The sequence below is a fragment of the Cupriavidus sp. MP-37 genome, assembly GCF_020618415.1.
Taxonomy (GTDB): Bacteria; Pseudomonadota; Gammaproteobacteria; order Burkholderiales; family Burkholderiaceae; genus Cupriavidus.
Genome location: NZ_CP085344.1, coordinates 1011369 through 1030491, shown reverse-complemented (window position 1 = coordinate 1030491; position 19123 = coordinate 1011369). Strand labels below are relative to the sequence as shown.

At 67.0% G+C, this 19123-nt stretch carries 16 protein-coding genes and 1 tRNA gene; 11 read left to right on the top strand and 6 right to left on the bottom strand.

What is annotated here, in order from left to right; translation table 11 throughout:
• Positions 1-4: 4 nt before the first annotated feature.
• Together LIN44_RS04860 and LIN44_RS04855 are read right to left on the bottom strand one after the other, a co-directional pair.
• Positions 5-1687: a nitrite/sulfite reductase gene (locus LIN44_RS04860; RefSeq protein WP_227313734.1), complete on the bottom strand. Its 1683-nt coding sequence runs from the start codon at positions 1685-1687 to the stop codon at positions 5-7.
• Between the two features lie 28 nt (positions 1688-1715).
• On the bottom strand, positions 1716-2489 hold the full coding sequence (locus LIN44_RS04855; protein ID WP_227313733.1) for a sulfite exporter TauE/SafE family protein: 774 nt from the start codon (positions 2487-2489) through the stop codon (positions 1716-1718).
• A gap of 164 nt (positions 2490-2653) precedes the next feature.
• Here LIN44_RS04855 and LIN44_RS04850 point away from each other — a divergent pair, with 164 nt between their 5' ends.
• From LIN44_RS04850 to LIN44_RS04835, 4 genes are all read left to right on the top strand, one after another.
• Entirely contained in the window at positions 2654-3595 is a 942-nt protein-coding gene (locus LIN44_RS04850; protein WP_012353708.1) for a CysB family HTH-type transcriptional regulator, read from the top strand.
• Positions 3596-3680: 85 nt separating this feature from the next.
• Entirely contained in the window at positions 3681-4838 is a 1158-nt protein-coding gene (locus LIN44_RS04845) for a class I SAM-dependent methyltransferase (RefSeq protein ID WP_227313732.1), read from the top strand.
• A 79-nt stretch (positions 4839-4917) separates the two neighbouring features.
• Complete coding sequence (locus LIN44_RS04840) at positions 4918-6081, top strand: ABC transporter substrate-binding protein (protein WP_227313731.1); 1164 nt, start codon at positions 4918-4920, stop codon at positions 6079-6081.
• Between the two features lie 36 nt (positions 6082-6117).
• A complete protein-coding gene (locus LIN44_RS04835; protein WP_227313730.1) occupies positions 6118-6999 on the top strand; it encodes an NAD(P)-dependent oxidoreductase in 882 nt (293 codons plus the stop codon).
• Between the two features lie 21 nt (positions 7000-7020).
• On the opposite strand, the gene LIN44_RS04830 is transcribed toward LIN44_RS04835, so the two are convergent.
• Positions 7021-7941, bottom strand: a complete 921-nt coding sequence (locus LIN44_RS04830) for an alpha/beta hydrolase (protein WP_227313729.1) — start codon at positions 7939-7941, stop codon at positions 7021-7023.
• Positions 7942-8106: 165 nt separating this feature from the next.
• Here LIN44_RS04830 and LIN44_RS04825 point away from each other — a divergent pair.
• A tRNA-Leu gene (locus tag LIN44_RS04825) sits at positions 8107-8191 on the top strand.
• Positions 8192-8246: 55 nt separating this feature from the next.
• Here the strand turns inward: LIN44_RS04825 and LIN44_RS04820 are convergent.
• The gene (locus tag LIN44_RS04820) at positions 8247-8531 is read right to left on the bottom strand and encodes a BrnA antitoxin family protein (protein WP_227313728.1); all 285 of its coding nucleotides are present in this window, start codon (positions 8529-8531) and stop codon (positions 8247-8249) included.
• Positions 8532-8817: 286 nt separating this feature from the next.
• On the opposite strand from LIN44_RS04820, the gene LIN44_RS04815 reads away from it, so the two are divergent.
• The 3 genes from LIN44_RS04815 (at position 8818) to LIN44_RS04805 (ending at position 13389) form a co-directional block, all read left to right on the top strand.
• Positions 8818-9561, top strand: coding sequence for a M48 family metallopeptidase (locus tag LIN44_RS04815; protein ID WP_227313727.1), 744 nt, complete (start codon positions 8818-8820; stop codon positions 9559-9561).
• A gap of 422 nt (positions 9562-9983) precedes the next feature.
• Positions 9984-11669, top strand: coding sequence for an aspartate-alanine antiporter (aspT, locus tag LIN44_RS04810; protein WP_227313726.1), 1686 nt, complete (start codon positions 9984-9986; stop codon positions 11667-11669).
• Positions 11670-11763: 94 nt separating this feature from the next.
• Positions 11764-13389 carry a bifunctional aspartate transaminase/aspartate 4-decarboxylase gene (locus tag LIN44_RS04805; RefSeq protein WP_227313725.1) on the top strand — a complete coding sequence of 542 codons (1626 nt, stop codon included), beginning with the start codon at positions 11764-11766 and terminating at the stop codon, positions 13387-13389.
• A gap of 67 nt (positions 13390-13456) precedes the next feature.
• On the opposite strand, the gene LIN44_RS04800 is transcribed toward LIN44_RS04805, so the two are convergent.
• Positions 13457-14826 (bottom strand): IS3 family transposase gene (locus tag LIN44_RS04800; RefSeq protein WP_227314337.1). Its coding sequence is split into 2 segments (ribosomal slippage): positions 13457-14343 and positions 14343-14826, totalling 1371 coding nucleotides; the frame shifts between segments, so codons are not numbered across the junction.
• A gap of 255 nt (positions 14827-15081) precedes the next feature.
• Between LIN44_RS04800 and LIN44_RS04795 the strand changes: the two genes are divergently transcribed.
• From LIN44_RS04795 to LIN44_RS04785, 3 genes are read left to right on the top strand one after another with little or no spacing between them, the layout of a single operon-like run.
• Entirely contained in the window at positions 15082-15936 is an 855-nt protein-coding gene (locus LIN44_RS04795) for a cytochrome b561 domain-containing protein (RefSeq protein WP_227313724.1), read from the top strand.
• 2 nt (positions 15937-15938) lie between these two features.
• On the top strand, positions 15939-17321 hold the full coding sequence (locus LIN44_RS04790; RefSeq protein ID WP_227313723.1) for a gluconate:H+ symporter: 1383 nt from the start codon (positions 15939-15941) through the stop codon (positions 17319-17321).
• Positions 17322-17356: 35 nt separating this feature from the next.
• Positions 17357-18265: an SMP-30/gluconolactonase/LRE family protein gene (locus LIN44_RS04785; protein WP_227313722.1), complete on the top strand. Its 909-nt coding sequence runs from the start codon at positions 17357-17359 to the stop codon at positions 18263-18265.
• 28 nt (positions 18266-18293) lie between these two features.
• Here the strand turns inward: LIN44_RS04785 and hutG are convergent, their stop codons facing one another.
• Positions 18294-19106: an N-formylglutamate deformylase gene (hutG, locus tag LIN44_RS04780; protein WP_227313721.1), complete on the bottom strand. Its 813-nt coding sequence runs from the start codon at positions 19104-19106 to the stop codon at positions 18294-18296.
• Positions 19107-19123: the final 17 nt, after the last annotated feature.

The following is a 19123-nucleotide window of genomic DNA, read 5'->3' as shown; positions in this document are numbered from 1 at the left end:
GTCCTCAGGCTTCGGCGCGTTCGCGCGGCTGCTTGTCGGCATAGACGCGCTCCTTGAACGGGGCGATGCCGATGCGGGACAGGGTTTCGATAAAGCGCTCGTCTTCGATGCGGTTGGCAACGAAGGTATCGATGATGCGGCTCACCACGTCGGGCATTTCCTCGGCGCTGAACGACGGGCCGATCACCTTGCCCAGCGCGGTCTGGTTGCCCTGCGCGCCGCCCAGCGTGACCTGGTACCACTCCGAACCGTCCTTGTCGACGCCCAGCACGCCGATATTGCCGACGTGGTGGTGGCCGCAGGCGTTGATGCAGCCCGAGATGTTCAGCGAGATCTCGCCCAGGTCATGGACGTAGTCGAGGTCGTCGAAGCGGTCCTGGATCGCCTGCGCGATCGGGATCGACTTGGCATTGGCCAGCGAGCAGAAGTCACCGCCGGGGCAGGCGATGATGTCGGTCAGCAGGCCGATGTTCGGCGTCGCCAGTCCGGCCTGCTTCGCCAGTTGCCACAGCGCGTACAGGTCCTGCTTCTTCACGTCCGGCAGCACCAGGTTCTGCTCGTGCGCCACGCGCAGCTCGCCGAAGCCGAAGCGGTCGGCCAGGTCGGCCACGGTTTCCATCTGCGCGTCGGTGGCGTCTCCCGGGGGCGAGGCCACACCCGGCTTGGTCGACAGCGTCACCGCGGCATAACCTGGCACCTTGTGGCCGTGCACGCTGCGGCTCACCCAGCGCGCGAAGGCCTTGTCCTCGAGCAGGTGCTTTTCGTACGAGGCGTCGGTATCGGCCAGCTTTTCATACGCCGGCGGCGTGAAGTACTGCGCCACGCGGTCGAATTCGGCCTGCGTCAGCGTGGCCGGGCCGTCCTTGCTGTACTGCCATTCTTCCTCGACTTCCTGGGCGAACTTGTCGGCGCCGATCGCCTTCACCAGGATCTTGATGCGGGCCTTGTACTTGTTGTCGCGGCGGCCGTAGCGGTTGTACACGCGGATGGCCGACTCGATGTAGGTCAGCATGTGCTGCCACGGCAGGTCGTCCTTGATCACCGTGCCCAGGATCGGCGTGCGGCCGAGGCCGCCGCCGGCCAGGATGCGCAGGCGCACTTCGCCGTCGGCATTCTTGTAGGCGTAGACGCCGATGTCGTGCATCTGCACCACGGCGCGGTCGTCGGCCGACGCCGAGATCGCGATCTTGAACTTGCGCGGCAGGAAGGCGAATTCCGGCTGGAACGTGCTCCACTGGCGCAGCAGCTCGGCCAGCACGCGCGGGTCCACCGACTCGTCCGGCGCCACGCCGGCGAAGTGGTCGGTGGTGATGTTGCGTACGCAGTTGCCCGAGGTCTGGATCGCGTGCATCTCGACGCTGGCCAGCTCGGCCAGCACGTCGGGCACGCGCTCCAGTTCCATCCAGTTGTACTGGATGTTCTGGCGGGTCGAGAAGTGGCCATAGCCGCGGTCGTATTCGCGCGCGATATGGGCCAGCTTGCGCAGCTGCTTCGACGACAGCAGGCCGTACGGAATCGCCACGCGCAGCATGTAGGCGTGGCGCTGCATGTACAGGCCGTTCTGCAGCCGCAGCGGCAGGAATTCTTCCTCGCTCAGCTCGTCCGCCAGGCGGCGGCGCACCTGGTCACGGAACTGGGCGACGCGCTCGGCGACGATGCGCTGGTCATATTGGTCGTACTGATACATGGCGGGGTCCGTTCAGTATTCGTTGAATTCAGGAGACGAGCTTGATGGCAACCAGCGTCAGCGTGGTCGCCAGGGCGGCGCGCACCAGCCGCTCGGGCAGCGCCCGCGACAGTTGCGCGCCCAGCCAGATGCCGGGGATCGAACCCACCAGCAGCGCCAGCAGCAAATTCCAGTTGACCGTGCCCAGCCACACATGGCCCAGCCCGGCCAGCGCCGTCAGCGGGACGGCGTAGGCAATGTCGGTGCCGGCGACTTCGGCCGGCTTCATATGGGGATACAGCAGCAGGATCAGCGTGGCGCCAACCGCGCCGGCACCGATCGACGAGACCGTGACCAGCACGCCGATCACCGCGCCGACGATGACGGTGGCGATGACCTGCTTGCGGCCATGCAGCTGGAAGCGCGGGTTGCGTTCCAGCCAGGCCAGCATCTGGCGGCGGAACAGCAGCGACAGCACCGTCAGCAGCACCGACACGCCGATGGTCACGCGGATCGCATGCAGCCACCGGCCGTCGAGCTCGCCGGCGCTCTTCAGCACCAGGATGGCGGCGACGGCTGCCGGCAGGCTGCCGATGCACAGGCGCCGCACCACCTGCCACTGCACGTGGCCGTGGGCGCGATGCGCGATGGTGCCAAACCCCTTGGTGATGGCCGCGAAGGCCAGGTCGGTGCCGACCGCGGTGGCTGGCGAGAAGCCGAACAGCAGCGTCAGCAGCGGCGTCATCAGCGAGCCCCCTCCCACGCCGGTCAGGCCGACGAGGACGCCTACGAACAGACCAGATACGGTATAGGCCAGGGACATGGGGGACTCGGTGTGGCGTGGCCCGCGGATCTCGCCGTCCAGCAGGTTGCGGCGAGAAGGCGCACCGAGGGCAGGCCGTTCATTAACAAAGTTCGAGAATCGTAATAAACTGGCCTCATACCTCAAACTAATAAGAAGTTGTTTGTTTATACGAACGCAGATATATGAACTTGCACCAGTTTCGCTTCGTGCGGGAAGCCGTCCGGCAGAACTACAACCTGACCGAGGCCGCTAAAGCGCTCTATACGTCACAACCAGGCGTATCCAAGGCCATCATCGAGCTGGAAGAAGAATTGGGCGTGGATATCTTCACGCGCCACGGCAAGCGCATCCGCAGCCTGACCGAGCCCGGCCGCCGCATTCTCAGTTCCGTGGAGAAGATCCTGCAGGAGGTGGAAAGCCTGAAGCGCGTCGGTATGGATTACGCGGCACAGGACCAGGGCAACTTCACCATCGCCACCACGCACACGCAGGCGCGCTATGCGCTGCCGCGCGTGATCAGCGAGTTCACCAAGCGCTATCCCAAGGTGCGGCTGTCGATCCAGCAGGGCAACCCGGCCCAGATCGCCGATATGCTGCTGCACGACCAGGCCGACATCGGCATCGCCACCGAAGGCATCTCCAGCGACAAGAACCTGGTGTCGCTGCCGGGCTACCAGTGGACCCATATGGTGATTACGCCGCCCGAGCACCCGCTGCTGGACAAGAAGCACCTGGCGCTGGAAGACCTGATGGGTTACCCGCTGATCACCTACGACGCCAACTTTGCCGGGCGCACCAAGATCGACAAGGCCTTCGCGCTGCGCCACCTGGCGCCGGACATCGTGCTCGAGGCCATCGACGCGGACGTGATCAAGACCTATGTGGAAATCGGGCTGGGCGTGGGCATCGTCGCCGGCGTCGCCTATGATGCCGAGCGCGACCGCAACCTGCGCGGCATTGCCGCCGGGCACCTGTTCGGCAGCAATGTGACCCACCTGGCCGTCAAGCAGGGGGCCTACCTGCGCAGCTTTGTCTACACCTTCATCGAACTGTTCTCGCCGACGCTCAACCGCAAGCTGGTCGAGCAGGCCATGTCCGGCGAACACGAAGCCTACGAACTGTGAGGCGGCACCGCTGCCGCCCCGCTCTATATAAGAATCAAGCCACGATGCCTGCCCTGCACATCCCCACCTGCCGTCCGGAGGTCCTGTGAGCGACCTGCCCCGCATCCACTGGACCGAAAACGGCGTCGAGCACAGCGCCGCCTGGCGCTCCGAGGCCGGCCTGCCGCCGCCGCGGCGCGTGGTCGTCGCCGACGACACCACCAGCGCCGACAGCGCCTACCGACTTGCCTGCGAAGGCACCGCGCTGCTGTGGCGGGGCGATTTCCAGAACGCGCGCCAGCTGCTGAACGCGCTGGCCCGCCGCACCGAGCGCAAGCCCAAGAAGGCCAGCCGCCCCGGCCACAAGATCCGGGACAAGAGCCAGGCCGCGTCGCCCACCGAGGCCTTCCACCTGCACCGGCTGGCGCAGTCGCAGCGCGCGCGCACGCTGGGCATGCTGCTGCTGCCGTTCGAGGCCGGCCACCAGATCCCGCTGCGCCGCGCGCCCGATGTGCAGGAGGCGTGCGAGCAGGTCTACGGCCCGGCCGGCGAGCCCTACGTGGCCTCGCTGCGCGAGCTGCTGGGGATGATCGGCGCGTTCGAGTGGCGCAGGAAGGGCGTCGAGATCCCGGCGCTGGAAGACCGCATCCACCCGTGGTACGGCGTGTTCTCGCCGGTGCGCGGCGAGTACGTCGACCTGGTCGCGGCCGAGCCGCTGCCGGCGAAGACGCTGGCCTTCGACATCGGCACCGGCACCGGCGTGCTGGCCGCAGTGCTGGCGCGCCGCGGCGTGCAGCGCGTGGTCGCCACCGACCAGGACCCGCGCGCGCTGGCCTGCGCGCGCGAGAACATCGCCCGGCTCGGCTACGCCGCGCAGGTCGAGGTGATCGAGGCCGACCTGTTCCCGCCGGGCCGCGCGCCGCTGGTGGTGTGCAACCCGCCGTGGGTGCCGGCACGGCCCAGTTCGCCGGTGGAGCGCGCGGTCTATGACCCGGACAGCGCCATGCTGCGCGGCTTCCTGCAAGGGCTGGCCGGGCACCTGGAACCCGGCGGCGAGGGCTGGCTGCTGCTGTCCGACCTGGCCGAGCACCTGGGCCTGCGCCAGCGCGACGAACTGACGGGCTGGATCGAGGCGGCGGGGCTGAAGGTGCTGGGCCGCTCCGACATCCGCCCGCGCCACCCGCGCGCAACCGACGCGGCCGACCCGCTGCATGCGGCGCGCTCGGCGGAAGTGACCTCACTCTGGCGCCTGGGCGTGCGCTGACATTGCCGCGGCGGGGCCACGGTGCCCCGCCGGCCGAGTTCGGCTATCCTTTCCGTCACATATAAGAACGGAGGAGACCATGCTGAAGCTGCCCCTGCGCCCCTTGCTGCTTGCCGCCGCGCTGTGCCTTGCCGGCGCCGCCCATGCCGATATCCGCGTCGGCATCGATGTGTCCACCACCGGGCCGGCCGCCTCGATCGGCATCCCGTCCAAGAACACCGTGCTGATGTGGCCGCAGACGCTGGGCGGCCAGAAGGCGCACTACATCATCCTCGACGACGGCACCGACCCGGCCGCCGCGGTGCGCAACGTGCGCAAGCTGATTTCCGAGGAAAAGGTCGACGTGATCGTCGGCCCCAACATCACGCCCACCGCCATCGCCGCGCTCGACGCCGTGGCCGAGGGCGAGACCCCGATGGTGGCGCTGGCCGCCTCGGCCGCCATCGTCGAGCCGCAGAGCGACGCCAAGCGCCGCTGGGCCTTCAAGATGCCGCAGAACGACTCGCACATGGCCACCGTGCTGACCGAGTACATGAGCAACCACGGCGTCAGGACGGTCGGCTTTATCGGCTTTGCCGACGCCTACGGCGAAAGCTGGTGGCGCGAGTTCTCCAGGCTGGCCGAAGTCCGCAAGCTCAAGGTCGTCGCCAACGAGCGCTTCTCGCGCAACGACACCTCGGTCACCGGCCAGGTGCTCAAGCTGATGGCGGCCAACCCCGACGCGATCCTGATCGCCGGCGCCGGCACGCCGTCGGTGCTGCCGCAGAAGACGCTGGGCGAGCGCGGCTACAAGGGCAAGGTCTACCAGACCCACGGCATTGCCACCTGGGATTTCCTGCGCATGGGCGGCAAGGACGTGGAAGGCACGCTGTTCCCGACCGGGCCGGTGGTGGTCGCGCGCCAGCTGCCCGAGAGCCATCCGGTGCGCAAGGTCGCGCTGGACTTCGTCAATCGTTACGAAGCCAAGTACGGCGCCGACAGCGTGACGCAGTTCGCCGGCGATGCCTGGGGCGCTTGGATGCTGCTCGATGACGCCGCCCGCCGCGCGCTGAAGAGCGGGGCCCAGCCCGGCACGCGCGAGTTCCGCGCGGCCATGCGCGACGCGCTGGAAACCACCACCAATCTCACCATCCCCAATGGCGTGATGAACCTGAACCCGAAGGACCACCAGGGCTTCGACCAGCGTTCGCGCGTGATGGGGGTGATCCGCAACGGCAAGTTTGCCTATGCGGGCGACAAGTAGCCCGCCGCATCAACGCATCAACAAAGGAAGCATGGCATGAGCACGACTCCCACCCCCGTCACCGTCGCCTTTATCGGCCTGGGCGCCATGGGCTCGCACATGGTGCGCCACCTGCTGGCCGCCGGCCACACCGTGCGCGCCTTCGTGCGCCGCCCGGAGGCGGCCGAGGCCGCGCGCGCGCTGGGGGCCGAACCGTTCTTCACCCCGGCCGAGGCGGCGCGCGGCGCCAGCGTGGTCTTCACCAACGTGACCTCGTCCGAAGATGTGCGGGAAGTCTTGCTGGGCGCGCAGGGCGTGATCCACGGTGCCGCGCCCGGCACCATCTGCGTCGACCACAGCACGATCTCCCCCATCGTCACGCGCGAGATCGCCACGGCGCTGGCCGCGCGCGGCATCGAGGCGCTCGACTGCCCGGTGTCGGGCGGCACCATGGGCGCCGAGGCCGGCACGCTGACCATCATGGTCGGCGGCAAGGCCGAGATACTGGAGCGCGTGCGCCCGCTGCTCGAGCGGCTGGGCCGGACCATCACCCATATCGGCGACCACGGCGCCGGCCAGGTCGCCAAGCTGTGCAACCAGATCGCCCAGGTGGTCAATATCGAGGGCATTGCCGAAGCGATGCGCTTTGCCGCCGCGCAGGAGGTCGACACCGGCCGCGTGTTCGAGGCCATGGCGACCGGCATGGCCGGCAGCCGCATGCTCGACCTGATGGGCCCCAAGATGGTGGCGCGCAACTTCGCCGCCGGCATCGAGGCGCGGCTGCACGACAAGGACTTCGGCCTGGCGCGCGATATCGCCGAGGAAATCGGCCTGGACCTGCCCGCGATGCAGGCCACCTCGGCGCAACTGCGCACGCTGATGGAAAAGGGCTGGGGCAAGGACGATACCTCGTCGCTGCTGCGCGTGCTGGAGGGCTGAAGCCCGGCGCGCGGTGGCGGCTCAGCGCCCTACCAGGCGCAGCACCGCTTGCGTCAGCGCGCCGTCCGCGCTGGCCAGGCTGTCCAGCACATTGAAGTGATGGCAGTCCGGCAGCACCAGGTCGCTCGCCGCCGGATGCGCCACCTTGGCCGGCCACGCCGCGCGGATCAGCGCATGCTGGCGGTGATATTCGTCCGCCTCCAGCTCGCCCACCGCGATCGCCAGCGGCGCATCGCCGGCGGGCGCCATGTACGCGGGCGAGAGCCGCGCGACATCGGCTTCCGACAGCTGCAGGTCGCACTGCAGGAAGGCCGCGCGCCGCAGCGGCTCCAGGTCGTACAGTCCGCTGACCGAAAGGCCGCCCCGCACCAGTCCCTCAGGCAGATCCGCCCCCAGTTGCGGCCAGCGCGCGGCCATCAGCATCGCCACCAGGTGGCCGCCCACCGAATGCCCTGCCACGAACAGCCGGTCCGGATCGTGGCCGAGACGGTCCGCCTGCCGGTACAGCCAGGCCACGCTGCGCAGCACCTGCCGCACGATCTCCGGCACCGTCGCCGCCGGCACCAGCGTGTAGTTGACCACCGCCACCGACACCCCCAGCGCCGGCAGCGCGCTGGCGACGAAGCTGTGGTCGTGCTTGTCCAGCGCGCGGTAATAGCCGCCGTGCACGAACACCAGCAGCGGCGGCAAGGCCCCGTTGGCGCGCTGCGCGGGGAAGTAGTCCAGGGTCTCGCCGGACGCATGGCGCGAGTCCGCGCCGGCATAGCTCAGGTCCGCCAGGAAATGGCCGCGTGCGCGCACCTGCGCCGACCATTGCGCCCAGCGCGCCAGGTGCGCCGGGTTGTCCGGCACATTGGCGCGGTTGTTGTACTCGCGGTCATAGAAGGCGGGGTCCTGCGAAGGCAGGCTGGCAAGGCGCGCAAGCAAGTCTGGGTCGGTCATGGCGGTCGGGGTCGGCGCAATCGGTACGGTTGGCGGGCGCAGGACTGGACGCCATGCTACCGGATTTGCGTGACCCCGGACCGGCCCGGCGCCGGTTGTCCGGCAGCGGGATTTCCGGCATAATCCCCGGCTCAGCCCGGCATCGGTTCCGATGCCGTCACACCTGCCCGGGTGGTGAAACAGGTAGACGCAGGGGACTCAAAATCCCCCGCCGCAAGGCGTGTCGGTTCGAGTCCGACCCCGGGCACCAGATTTCCTTCCAAAGCAATCAGCCAATAAGCCGTCCACATAAGGCCGGCTCCTGCTCAGACCTCGATTTCGTCGAGCTTGTGCGTCTTCAGCCAGTCGCGAACCAGGACATTGAGCCGCGTTTGCCAGCGCGGTCCGCTTGCCTTCAACGCCTCGAGGACATCGTCATCCAGGCGTACAGTCGTGGCGGTCTTGGTGGTACCGCGTGGACGGCCGCGCCCTCGTTTGACGAGCTTGTCCCCATGCAGCAAGTCGGCCTGCTTGAAAAACTCGTCAGTCAACTCCGGCGCGTCATCGGGATCAACCCAGGTGGTGGAAGTAGCGCGCTTGTTCCCGTTCATTGGCTTTCCTCATGCTGATGATGCGGCGTGCCTCGCCGCGTGTTCGCCCAGGGTCTTGTCTCGCTTAGCGGGATCGAATTCGATGGTCACACGATTAATTGTACTTACAAATATTAATGGCCGGCAGCCCTGAATCTCCAGCCGGTTCCGTCACATCGCTTATACCTGCGATGCCTTCCGGCCGACGTTTCAAGGTGTGTCGGACAGCGCCCACTGGTACCTGCGGGCGTGGCTGCCTATCCTAGGGCATTGCCATCCCGTTTATCCCCGCTATCCCGGAGCGACCATGAGCCGACTGACCCTGCCCGTCCTCGCCTGCGCCACTCTGCTGGCCGGCTGTGCCGGCGCCAACATGGAAAGCCTGACCCAGGCCGGCGGCAGCCTGTTTACCGCCGCGACGCTGTCGGACAGCAACGTCAAGACGCTGTCGGACCAGTCCTGCGCCGAGATGGACAAGAAGAACACCATCGCGCCGGCCGGCAGCACCTATGCCCGGCGCCTGGCCACCGTGATGAGCGGCCTGGGCAATACCGGGCTGCCGCTCGACGCCAAGGTCTACATGACCAAGGACATCAACGCCTGGGCCATGGCCAACGGCTGCGTGCGGGTCTACAGCGGGCTGATGGACCTGCTCAGCGACGACGAGGTGCGCGGCGTGGTCGGCCACGAGATCGGCCATGTGGCGCTGGGCCACACCAAGGCGGCGATGCAGGTAGCCTACACCGCGGCCGCGGCGCGCGGCTTGCTGGGGTCGACCGGCATTGCTTCGCTGACGGCGCTGTCGTCGTCGCAGATCGGCGCGCTGGCCGAGCAGTTCGTCAATGCGCAGTTCTCGCAGCGCCAGGAAACCGCGGCCGACGATTATTCCTTTGACCTGCTGACGAAGAACGGCGCCAACCGCCAGGCGCTGGCGTCGGCGTTCCGCAAGATGTCGACGCTCGATGGCGGGCAATCGAGCATGCTGAGTTCGCACCCGGGCTCGCTGGAGCGCGCCAAGCATATCGAAGCGCGCCTGGCCGGCGGGCGCTGAGCCCGGCGCATTCGTCCCTGCCGCCGCACCGGTCCGGGTGAGGCGGCGGCGCCCTCCCTTCGGCGGGTACGCGCCGCGCCTTTGCGCCGCGCCATCCAGCCCGCTCCGCGCAGCCGCGCCATCCGCGCGCGCAATGTTGACTGCGTTTAATTCACCGACAAAAGCTTTCACTACGCCGCCCCCGGAGCGGCAGAGATAATCGTTTCGCTGCCTCGACACGGCCATGCCGTCGCACGTGTTGCCTGCGTGCCGACAGCGCAAACGGACCGCGTCGCCATGATCGCCCTCGCGCCCAGGGACGGTATGCCGCGTCACGCACCGCGGCACCTGCACGCGCGCCGCCCGCGAGGCCGAGTCCCAGCGCCCCCACGCCCGGATGCCACAACTCGCCCAACCTGCCTCACTCTTTCCAGGAGCCTTAGATGGATTGGTTGCATGAGATTTTCCAGAAGTCGCCCGAATCCGCGCTGTTCCTTGCGCTGGCGGTCGGCTATGCGATCGGCAAGATCACCTTCGGGCGCTTCCAGCTGGGCGGCGTGGCCGGCTCGCTGCTCGCCGCGGTGGTGATCAGCCAGGTCGGCGTCGAGATCGACAACGGCGTCAAGGCGGTGATGTTCGCGGTCTTTATCTACGCGGTGGGCTACGAAAGCGGCCCGCAGTTCTTCAACTCGCTGAACCGCAGCTCGCTGCGCGAGATCGCCATGGCGGTGTTCATGGCGGTGTGCGGACTGGTCACGGTGGTGGTGCTGGCCAAGCTGTTCCATCTCGACAAGGGCCTCGCGGCGGGCCTGGCCGCCGGCGGCATGACGCAGTCGGCCATCATCGGCACCGCGGGCGACGCCATCACCAAGCTGGGGCTGCCGCCCGACCAGGTCAAGACGATGCAGGCCAACGTCGCCATCGGCTATGCGGTGACCTATGTGTTCGGCTCGCTCGGCGCGATCATCGTCTGCGTCAACATCCTGCCGCGCTTCATGAAGTCGGACCTGAAGACCGATGCCAAGAAGGTCGAGGCCCGGCTCAACGGCGGCCTGCCGCAGTACGGCCCGGGCCAGCGCGGCGCGCTGCCGCGGCTGGTCGGCCGGCTCTATCGCATCAACGATGCGACCGGGCAGACCGTCGCACAGCTGGAGATGGGCGGCGAGGACCTGGTCACCGTTGAGAAAGTACAGCGCGGCGGCAAGCAGCTCGACGTCACGCAGGACCTGGTGCTGCAGCACGACGACCTGGTGCTGCTGGTGGGACGCCGCGATGCCATGGTGCCGACCGCCGCGCAGATCGGCGAAGAAGTGGCCGACGCCGACGGCATGGGCGCGGTGATGCAGTCGCGCAACGTGGTGTTCACTGCCAAGGGCATGAACAACAAGACCGTGGCCGAGATCGTCGACATGGTCGGGCGCGACATGCGCCACGGCGTCTATATCGAGCGCATCGAGCGCTACGACCACCCGCTGCCCCTGCTGCCCGAACTGAAGCTGCAGCACGGCGACGTCATCACTATCTACGGCACCCCGGCCGACACCAAGCGCGCGGCCGAGAACGCCGGTTATGAACTGGTGCCCAGCGAGAAGACGGACTTCGTCTACTTCGGCGCCGGCGTGCTGGTGGGCCTGCTGGTGGGCCTGCTGGTGTGGCGCGTCGGCTCGATTCCGCTGACGCTGGGCGCCGGCGGCGGCGCGCTGCTGTCCGGGCTGGTGTTCGGCTGGGCCCGCTCCAAGCACAAGATGTTCGGCGCCATGCCGACCGCCGCGTGCCAGCTGCTGAAGGACTTCGGCCTGGCCGCGTTCGTCGCCATCGTCGGCATCAATTCCGGCCTGCAGGCCGTGACCACGCTGCGCCAGAGCGGCCTGACCATCTTCATCCTGGGCGCGGTGGTAACGCTGCTGCCGCTGTTCCTGACCATGCTGTTCGGCCGCTACGTGCTCAGGTATGACAACGCCGCGCTGCTGGCCGGCGCGCTGTCGGGCTCGCGCAGCGCCAACCCCGCCTTCGGCGGCATCCTGGACAAGGCCGAAAGCCCGGTGCCGACGGTGCCGTTCGCCATCACCTATGCGCTCGCCAACGTGCTGCTGACGCTGCTGGGCCCGCTGGTGGTGGGCCTGGTCTAGCGCAATTCCCTTTGCCCCCTCCGCTACTGCGCGGGCCGTGCCGCTGGTGCCGGCCCGCCAACCCGACCGACAAGCGTCTACACAGGAGCAAGCCATGAGCAAGTTCGATATCTCCAAGCTGTCCAGCCTCTCGCCGTTCGAACTGAAGGATGAACTGATCAAGCTGGCCAGCAGCGACGCCGAGCGGCTGATGCTCAACGCCGGCCGCGGCAACCCCAATTTCCTGGCGACGGTGCCGCGCCACGGCTTCTGGCAGCTGGGCCTGTTCGCGATGCGCGAATCGGAACGCTCGTTCTCGTACATGCCCGAGGGCGTCGGCGGTTTCCCGCGCCGCGAAGGCATCGAGGAGCGCTTCGACCTGTTCGCGCGCGAATTCGCCGACACCCCGGGGGTCAGGTTCCTGGCCGGTGCGGTCTCGTACGTGCGCGACCAGCTCGGCCTGAGCGCGGGCGACTTCCTCTACGAGATGTGCGAAGGCATCCTGGCCTGCAACTATCCGGTGCCCGACCGCATGCTGAAGCTGTCGGAAACCATCGTCAGCCAGTACATCCGCAAGGAGATGATCGGCAACCATCCGTTCATCGGCGAGTTCGACCTGTTCGCGGTGGAAGGCGGCACCGCGGCCATGACCTACCTGTTCAACACCATCCGCGAGAATCACCTGCTCAAGGCCGGCGATACCATCGCGCTGGGCATGCCGATCTTCACGCCGTATATCGAGATCCCGGAACTGAACGACTACCAGCTGGTGGAGCTGTCGGTCGACGCCGATCCGGAGTCGCGCTGGCAGTATTCGAAAGCGCAGCTCGACAAGCTGCGCGATCCCAAGGTCAAGGCCTTCTTCCTGGTCAACCCGAGCAACCCGCCATCGGTGCGCATGAGCGACGAGAGCCTGGAATACCTGGCCTCGATCATCGAGGAGCGCCCGGACCTGATCATCCTGACCGACGATGTCTACGGCACCTTCGCCGACAACTTCGTCTCGCTGTTCGCCATGTGCCCGCGCAACACCATCCTGGTGTATTCCTTCTCCAAGTACTTTGGCGCGACCGGCTGGCGCCTGGGCGTGATCGCCACGCACCGCGACAACATCTTCGACCTGCAGATCGGCAAGCTGCCGGACGCGACCCGCCAGCAACTCGACAAGCGCTACAGCTCGATCACCACCGAGCCGCACAAGCTCAAGTTCATCGACCGCCTGGTTGCCGACAGCCGCACGGTGGCGCTGAACCACACCGCCGGCCTGTCGACGCCGCAGCAGGTGCAGATGGTGCTGTTCTCGCTGTTCTCGCTGATGGATACGCCGGACCACTACAAGAACGCGATGAAGCGGCTGATCCGCAGCCGCAAGGCCGCGCTGTACCGCGAGATCGGCATCGCGCCGGACAGTGACGACCCCAATGCCGTCGACTACTACACGCTGCTCGATCTGGAACAGCTCGGCGGCAAGGCGATCGGACCGGAGTTCGTCAAGTGGGTGCTGAATTCGGTCGAGCCCAACGAGCTGCTGTTCCAGCTCGCCGACGAGGCCGGCGTGGTGCTGCTGCCGGGCCGCGGCTTCGGCACCCGCCATCCGTCCGGGCGGGTCTCGCTGGCCAATCTGAACGAAGCTGACTACGCCAAGATCGGGCGCTCGATCCGCAAGCTGTTCGAGGTCTATGTGGACAAGTACAACGAGGTCACCGGCAGCAAGGCGAACAAGCACGTGGTGAAGAAGTAAGACTGCACACCCGCGTTCGCTGCAGCCCGGCATCTGAACTGACCCCAAAAAGTTGGACAGTGATTGGCTAGGCTTGAGAGGGCTGAGTCCTGTACTTCACGGGACTCAGCCCTTTTAGTTTGAGTTTGATGCGGTCGTGATTGTAGTAGTGAATGTATTGGGCCAGGCCTTGCTGTAGTTTCTCGACGCTGGCGAATTTGTTCAGGTAGAAGAATTCGGACTTCAGGGTGCCGAAGAAGCTTTCCATGGCGGCGTTGTCCAGACAATTGCCCTTGCGCGACATGCTGGGACGGACGCTGCGCTTTTTGAGCATTCGCTGATAGGCCGGCATCTGATACTGCCAGCCCTGATCGGAATGCAGTACGGGTCGATCCTTCGGGCCGAGGCGGCGGAACGCCTTCTTCAGCATATTCCTCACCATCTCAAAGGCGGGCCTGCGGGCAGTCTCGTAGGCGATGATCTCGCCGTTGTACAGGTCCAGCACCGGGGAAAGGTAGAGCTTCTCGCCGGCCACGTTGAACTCGGTCACGTCGGTTACCCACTTCCGATTCGCGCGTTTGGCGTGGAATCGCCGTTGCAGAACGTTGGGCGCGACACGACCCACCATGCCCTTGTAGGATCGGTATTTCTTCGGCCGGACCAACGACTTCAATCCCATCTCGTGCATGAGCCGCTGAACCGTCTTGTGGTTGACGACCGTACCGGTTTGCCGGATCGCCGCTGTGATGCGGCGGTAGCCATAACGACCCATGTGTCGGGCGAAGAGTTCGCGAATGCGCGTTTTCAGCTCCGCATACTTGTCCTGCGCCTGGAGCACTGCCTGCTGGTAGTAGAAGGTGCTGCGCGCCAGCCCCGCCACCCTCAGCAAACCGGACAATGGGTACTGCTGCCTCAGCTCAAGCACTATTTGCGCCTTTTGGGTTGCGCAGATGTCTTGCTCGCTTGAACCAAGGCTTCGAGCTTTTTTAGGTACGCGTTCTCCATGCGCAGGTAGTTCAACTCTTCAAGGAGTTCCTCGCGTGTGCGCGTACGGTCGTCTGAAGACCGCGATGGCTTTGTCTTGGGAGTCCGTTGTGGCATCTTGCTGGGCCGCCGCCCCTTAGGCCGAGGCGTCAGAGCTTCTAAACCCCCAGCATCATACTGGCGTTCCCACACACCAATGGCGCCGATATTGCGAATGTCGTACAGTGCCGCCACTTCCCGATGCGACAAGCCTTGGCGGCGCATCCGCTCAAGCACCGAGAGCTTGAACTCGGCGCTGTAGGTCTTGTACCTGCGCCTCAGGCTGGCTTCACCGTGCAGCCGATAGGCTGCCACCCAGCGTCGCACCGTCCCGTCGTCTATTCCATGGCGCTTGGCAAGCGCACCAGCTCCTACCTGCCCGCGCAGATATTCCTTGATGACCGACAGTCTGAACTGCTCGGTGTACCTATACATGAAAACACCCCAAAAGTTGGTGTCCAACTTTTGGGGTGCAGTTCACATCACGCCGGGCTTTTTCTTTTTTCACCCGCGCTACCTTGCGCAGCCATTTCAGCAGCCCATAACCCGCGGTGAACCAGGTATGCCATCAATTGATTAGAGGGATCGTACCCCGCTCGCTATAGTTGCCACCACGTTCCGATCCGGGGCCGCTGCAGCGCAGAAGGTGGTGCCCGCGCTGCACATCAGAACAACAACAGGAGACACGACATGCCGCTCGTTCTGCCAGCGTTAGCGCGCTGGACGCTGGCGCTCGGCCTCGCGCTTTGCGCAGGCATCCTCACCGCCGCCGTGTTGCCGGGTTGGCCCGCGCAATGGCTGGGCCAGCCGCTGTCGCGCGCGGACGCGCACCACATCCTGCCATCGGTAGCCTGGCACGGTCGTCTGATGGTGCTGAGCTGGGGAGTGCTGCTGCCGCTCGGCATGCTGGCGGCACGCTTCTGCAAGGTGTTGCCATCGCAAGCGTGGCCTGACGAGCTGGATCGCAAGACTTGGTGGCACGCCCACTTGTGGCTGCAGGGCAGCGGCATGGCTTTGATGTCGGCAGGCTTGCTGCTGATCGTCGGCCACCCTGGCATGCCGCATCCACTGGCGCTCTGGCACCACGCCTGTGGCTGGCTGCTGGCGGGTTGCGCCATGCTGCAGTTGTGCAGCGGGCTGTTGCGCGGCAGCAAGGGCGGACCCTCCAGCGCCTGCCTGCGCGGTGACCATTACGACATGAGCGCGCGCCGGGTGGTGTTCGAGTGCGTGCACAAGGGCATCGGCTGGAGTTCGCTGCCGCTGGCGCTGGCAACCATCGCCATTGGCCTGGTGCTTGCCGATGCCCCGCGCTGGATGCCGCTGCTGTTGTTCGCCTGGTGGCTCACGCTGGCGGTGCTGGCGCTGGCGCTGCAGCGGGCCGGCTGGTGCATCGACACGTACCAGGCCATCTGGGGCCCCGATCCGCAGCATCCCGGCAATCGGCGCGCACCCATCGGCTGGGGCATCGCGCGCTTTGCTTCGCAATCCCGGTCCACGTCCGGCGCGCCACCGACGCCGGCATTGCAGGTCGACACGGAGACATAGACGTGGCACTACTGATACTCGGCGGTACCACAGCGATCCTGCTGTTGCTGGCCTTGATTCTGATCGCACGGGTGCACCCCTTCCTCGCGCTGATCCTGGTGGCCACCGGCGTGGCCGTCGCGGCGGGCGTGCCCGTGACCGAGCTGGCCAATGCCATCGAGGGCGGGCTGGGCAAGACGCTGGGCCATGTCGCGGTGATCATTGCCTTGGGCGCGATGATCGGGCGCCTGATCGAACTGTCCGGCGGCGCACAGATGCTGGCCAATCGGCTGATCGAGCGCTTCGGCGACAAGCGCGTGCCGCTGGCCATGGTCTGCACCGCGTTCGGCGTGGGCATTCCGGTGTTCTTCGAGGTCGGCGTCATGATGCTGATGCCGCTGCTCTACGGCCTCGCGCGCACCCGCGGCATTGCGCTGGCGGCGATCGGCCTGCCGGTGTGCGCGGTCTTGCTGGTGGTGCATGCGCTGCTGCCGCCGCATCCCGGCATGGTGGCGGTGGCCGGTGAACTGGGCATCGACATCGGCCGCCTGCTGCTGCTCGGGCTGCCGGTCGCGCTGGTCACCGGCGTCGTGACGGTGCTGGCGGCCAGCCGCCTGAGCCGGCGCCCGTTCGCCATGGCCGCCGATATCGCCCGCGAACTGGGCCAGGCTACGCGCAGTCTCCCGCACGAGCCACAGGTCCATCACGAACCTGCGCGCCTCGGCAGTGGCGCGCCTCCCGGCGCCGGTCTCGTTGCCGGGCTGATCGCGCTGCCGATCGTGATGATCCTGGCCGGAACGGTGGCGCAGATCCTGTTGCCGCCGGGAACCGTCGGCCGTTCGCTGCTGATGTTTCTCGGCATCCCCTACGTCGCACTGCTGCTCGGCCTGCTGCTCTGCGCCTACCTGCTCGGCATCCGGCGCGGCGCGCGGCTGGCGACGGTGTCGGAGGTGGCCGGCGCGGCGATCCCGGCCGTGTCGGTGGTGATCCTGATCACCGGCGCCGGCGGCGCGTTCGCGAAGGTTCTGGTGTCGACCGGGATCGGCCCGGCGCTGGCAACGTCGCTGCAATCGTCAGGGCTGCCGCTGGCCATCCTTGCCTTCCTGCTGGCGATGCTGTTGCGCGCGGCGCAGGGGCCGACCACGGTGGCGCTGATGACCACCGCTGGCATCATCGCGCCGCTGGTCGCGCAGGCATCGCCCGGCGCCAATCACCTGGCGCTGCTCGGGCTGGCGATGGGCGCGGGGGGCATGGCGGTTTCGCACGTCAACGATGCCGGCTTCTGGATCGTGACGCGCATGCTCGGCCTGAACGTCGCCGATGGGTTGAAGAGCTGGACGGTGCTGACGACCATCGCCGGCATCGCCGCGCTGGGGTCGGTCCTGGTGCTGTGGCAGTTCGTGTGACGGCCTGCGTGATCCGGTGGCCAATGGAGATCGACATGGAAGCGGTGCAGATTTTCGATGCACGCGCACGCGCGCTGCAACTGGCCGGTGCGCGGCTTGAGCGGCTGGCCGGCGGCGCCGCCTGGAGCGAGGGACCGGTGTGGCTGCCGCAAGACGGCGCGGTGCTGTGGAGCGATATCCCCAATGACCGCATGCTGTGCTGGAGCCCCGCGCAGGGCATGTCGGTGTGGCGGACCGGCGTCGAATTTACCAACGGCCATGCGCTGGAGGCGGATGGCTCGCTGCTGCATTGCTCGCACGGACGCCGCGCCATCGTGCGCACGCGCCGGCACGGGTCGCGCTGGGGCGAGGACGAGGTGGTGGTCAGCCACTATCAGGGGCGGCGGCTGAATTCGCCGAACGATATCGTCGTCAAGCGCGATGGCACGCTGTGGTTCACCGATCCGCCTTATGGCATCGTGTCGGATCGGGAAGGCCATCGCGCCGATCCCGAACTGCGGCACAACTACGTCTTCCGCTACGATCCCGGCGCCGGCACGCTGGAAGTGGCCAGCGACTTCCTCGACGAGCCGAACGGCCTGGCCTTCTCGCCCGCGGAAGACACACTCTATGTCTCGGATACCTCGGCAGCCTTGCGCGACGGGGCCCATCACCACATCGTCGCCTTCGACGTCGTTGCCGGGCGGGTGCTGGCCCGGCCGCGCGTGTTCGCCGTCATCGAGCCCGGACTGCCGGACGGCTTGCGCGTCGACCGGCGCGGCTGGCTGTTCACCAGCAGTGCCAGCGGCGTACAGGTGTTCCACCCCGACGGCACGCGGATGGCGCAGATCCCGGTGCCGGAAAAAGTTGGCAATCTTGCCTTCGGCGGCGCCGCGGGCAATGAGTTGTTCATTGCCGCGAGCACATCGCTGTACCGCCTGCGCCTCGGGCTGGCCGTGGCCTGAGCGGGGCGCGCACAGCGCCCCTGCCGCTTCACCGCGATTCAACGAACTCCAGCACCGTCGCCAGCATGCCGCGCAGCGCCGGCTGCAGCGCGGTGGCCCGCGCCTCGTCATAGGCGAACGGATAGACCTCGCTCATGTAGGCGCACTGCGACAGCTCCAGCTGCACCGCATGCACGCCCTCGCCCGGCTTGCCGTATTGCCGCGTGATGTAGCCACCCTTGAAGCGGCCGTTGAGCACCGCGGTATGGCCCGGCACCGCGCTGGCCTGCTCCAGCAGCTGGCCGGCGAGCGCGGCGTCGCAGCTGTCGCCGTTGGCGGTGCCGAGGTTGAAGTCGGGCAGCTTGCCGTCGAAGAAGCGCGGCAGCACCGAACGGATCGAATGCGCGTCCCACAGCGCGACGGTGCCATGCGCGGCCTTGAGCCGTGCCAGCTCGTCGGCCAGCGCCTGGTGGTACGGGCGCCAGATCGCGTCGCGGCGCGCGGCGATTTCCGCGTCGTCGGGACCGTTGCCGTCGGCATAGAGCGGCGTCTTGTCGAAGGTGTCGACCGGGCACAGTCCGGTGGTGTCCTGGCCCGGATACAGGTTGGCGTTGTCGGGCGGACGGTTCAGGTCGACCACATAGCGCGAGTGCGTGGCCGCCAGCACCGACGCGCCCAGTTCGCGGGCGAAGTCGTACAGGCGTTCCAGGTGCCAGTCGGTGTCGGGCACGGTGCGGGCCTCGGCGCTCAGGCGCTGCGAGACCGATGCCGGCAGGTGCGTGCCGACATGCGGCATCGATACCAGCAGCGGGCGCGTGCCACGGTGCAGGGTGAAGGCGGGGGTATCGGTGGAAAAGGACATGATGGTTGCGATGCTGT

Excerpts from the sequence above, each read along its gene's own strand:
- LIN44_RS04835 (WP_227313730.1), top strand. The coding sequence starts at position 6,118 with ATGAGCACGACTCCCACCCCCGTCACCGTCGCCTTTATCGGCCTGGGC.
- LIN44_RS04830 (WP_227313729.1), bottom strand. The coding sequence starts at position 7,941 with ATGACCGACCCAGACTTGCTTGCGCGCCTTGCCAGCCTGCCTTCGCAG.
- LIN44_RS04820 (WP_227313728.1), bottom strand. The coding sequence starts at position 8,531 with ATGAACGGGAACAAGCGCGCTACTTCCACCACCTGGGTTGATCCCGAT.
- LIN44_RS04860 (WP_227313734.1), bottom strand. The coding sequence starts at position 1,687 with ATGTATCAGTACGACCAATATGACCAGCGCATCGTCGCCGAGCGCGTC.
- LIN44_RS04840 (WP_227313731.1), top strand. The coding sequence starts at position 4,918 with ATGCTGAAGCTGCCCCTGCGCCCCTTGCTGCTTGCCGCCGCGCTGTGC.
- LIN44_RS04795 (WP_227313724.1), top strand. The coding sequence starts at position 15,082 with ATGCCGCTCGTTCTGCCAGCGTTAGCGCGCTGGACGCTGGCGCTCGGC.
- LIN44_RS04785 (WP_227313722.1), top strand. The coding sequence starts at position 17,357 with ATGGAAGCGGTGCAGATTTTCGATGCACGCGCACGCGCGCTGCAACTG.
- LIN44_RS04850 (WP_012353708.1), top strand. The coding sequence starts at position 2,654 with ATGAACTTGCACCAGTTTCGCTTCGTGCGGGAAGCCGTCCGGCAGAAC.
- hutG (WP_227313721.1), bottom strand. The coding sequence starts at position 19,106 with ATGTCCTTTTCCACCGATACCCCCGCCTTCACCCTGCACCGTGGCACG.
- aspT (WP_227313726.1), top strand. The coding sequence starts at position 9,984 with ATGGATTGGTTGCATGAGATTTTCCAGAAGTCGCCCGAATCCGCGCTG.
- LIN44_RS04855 (WP_227313733.1), bottom strand. The coding sequence starts at position 2,489 with ATGTCCCTGGCCTATACCGTATCTGGTCTGTTCGTAGGCGTCCTCGTC.
- LIN44_RS04805 (WP_227313725.1), top strand. The coding sequence starts at position 11,764 with ATGAGCAAGTTCGATATCTCCAAGCTGTCCAGCCTCTCGCCGTTCGAA.
- LIN44_RS04815 (WP_227313727.1), top strand. The coding sequence starts at position 8,818 with ATGAGCCGACTGACCCTGCCCGTCCTCGCCTGCGCCACTCTGCTGGCC.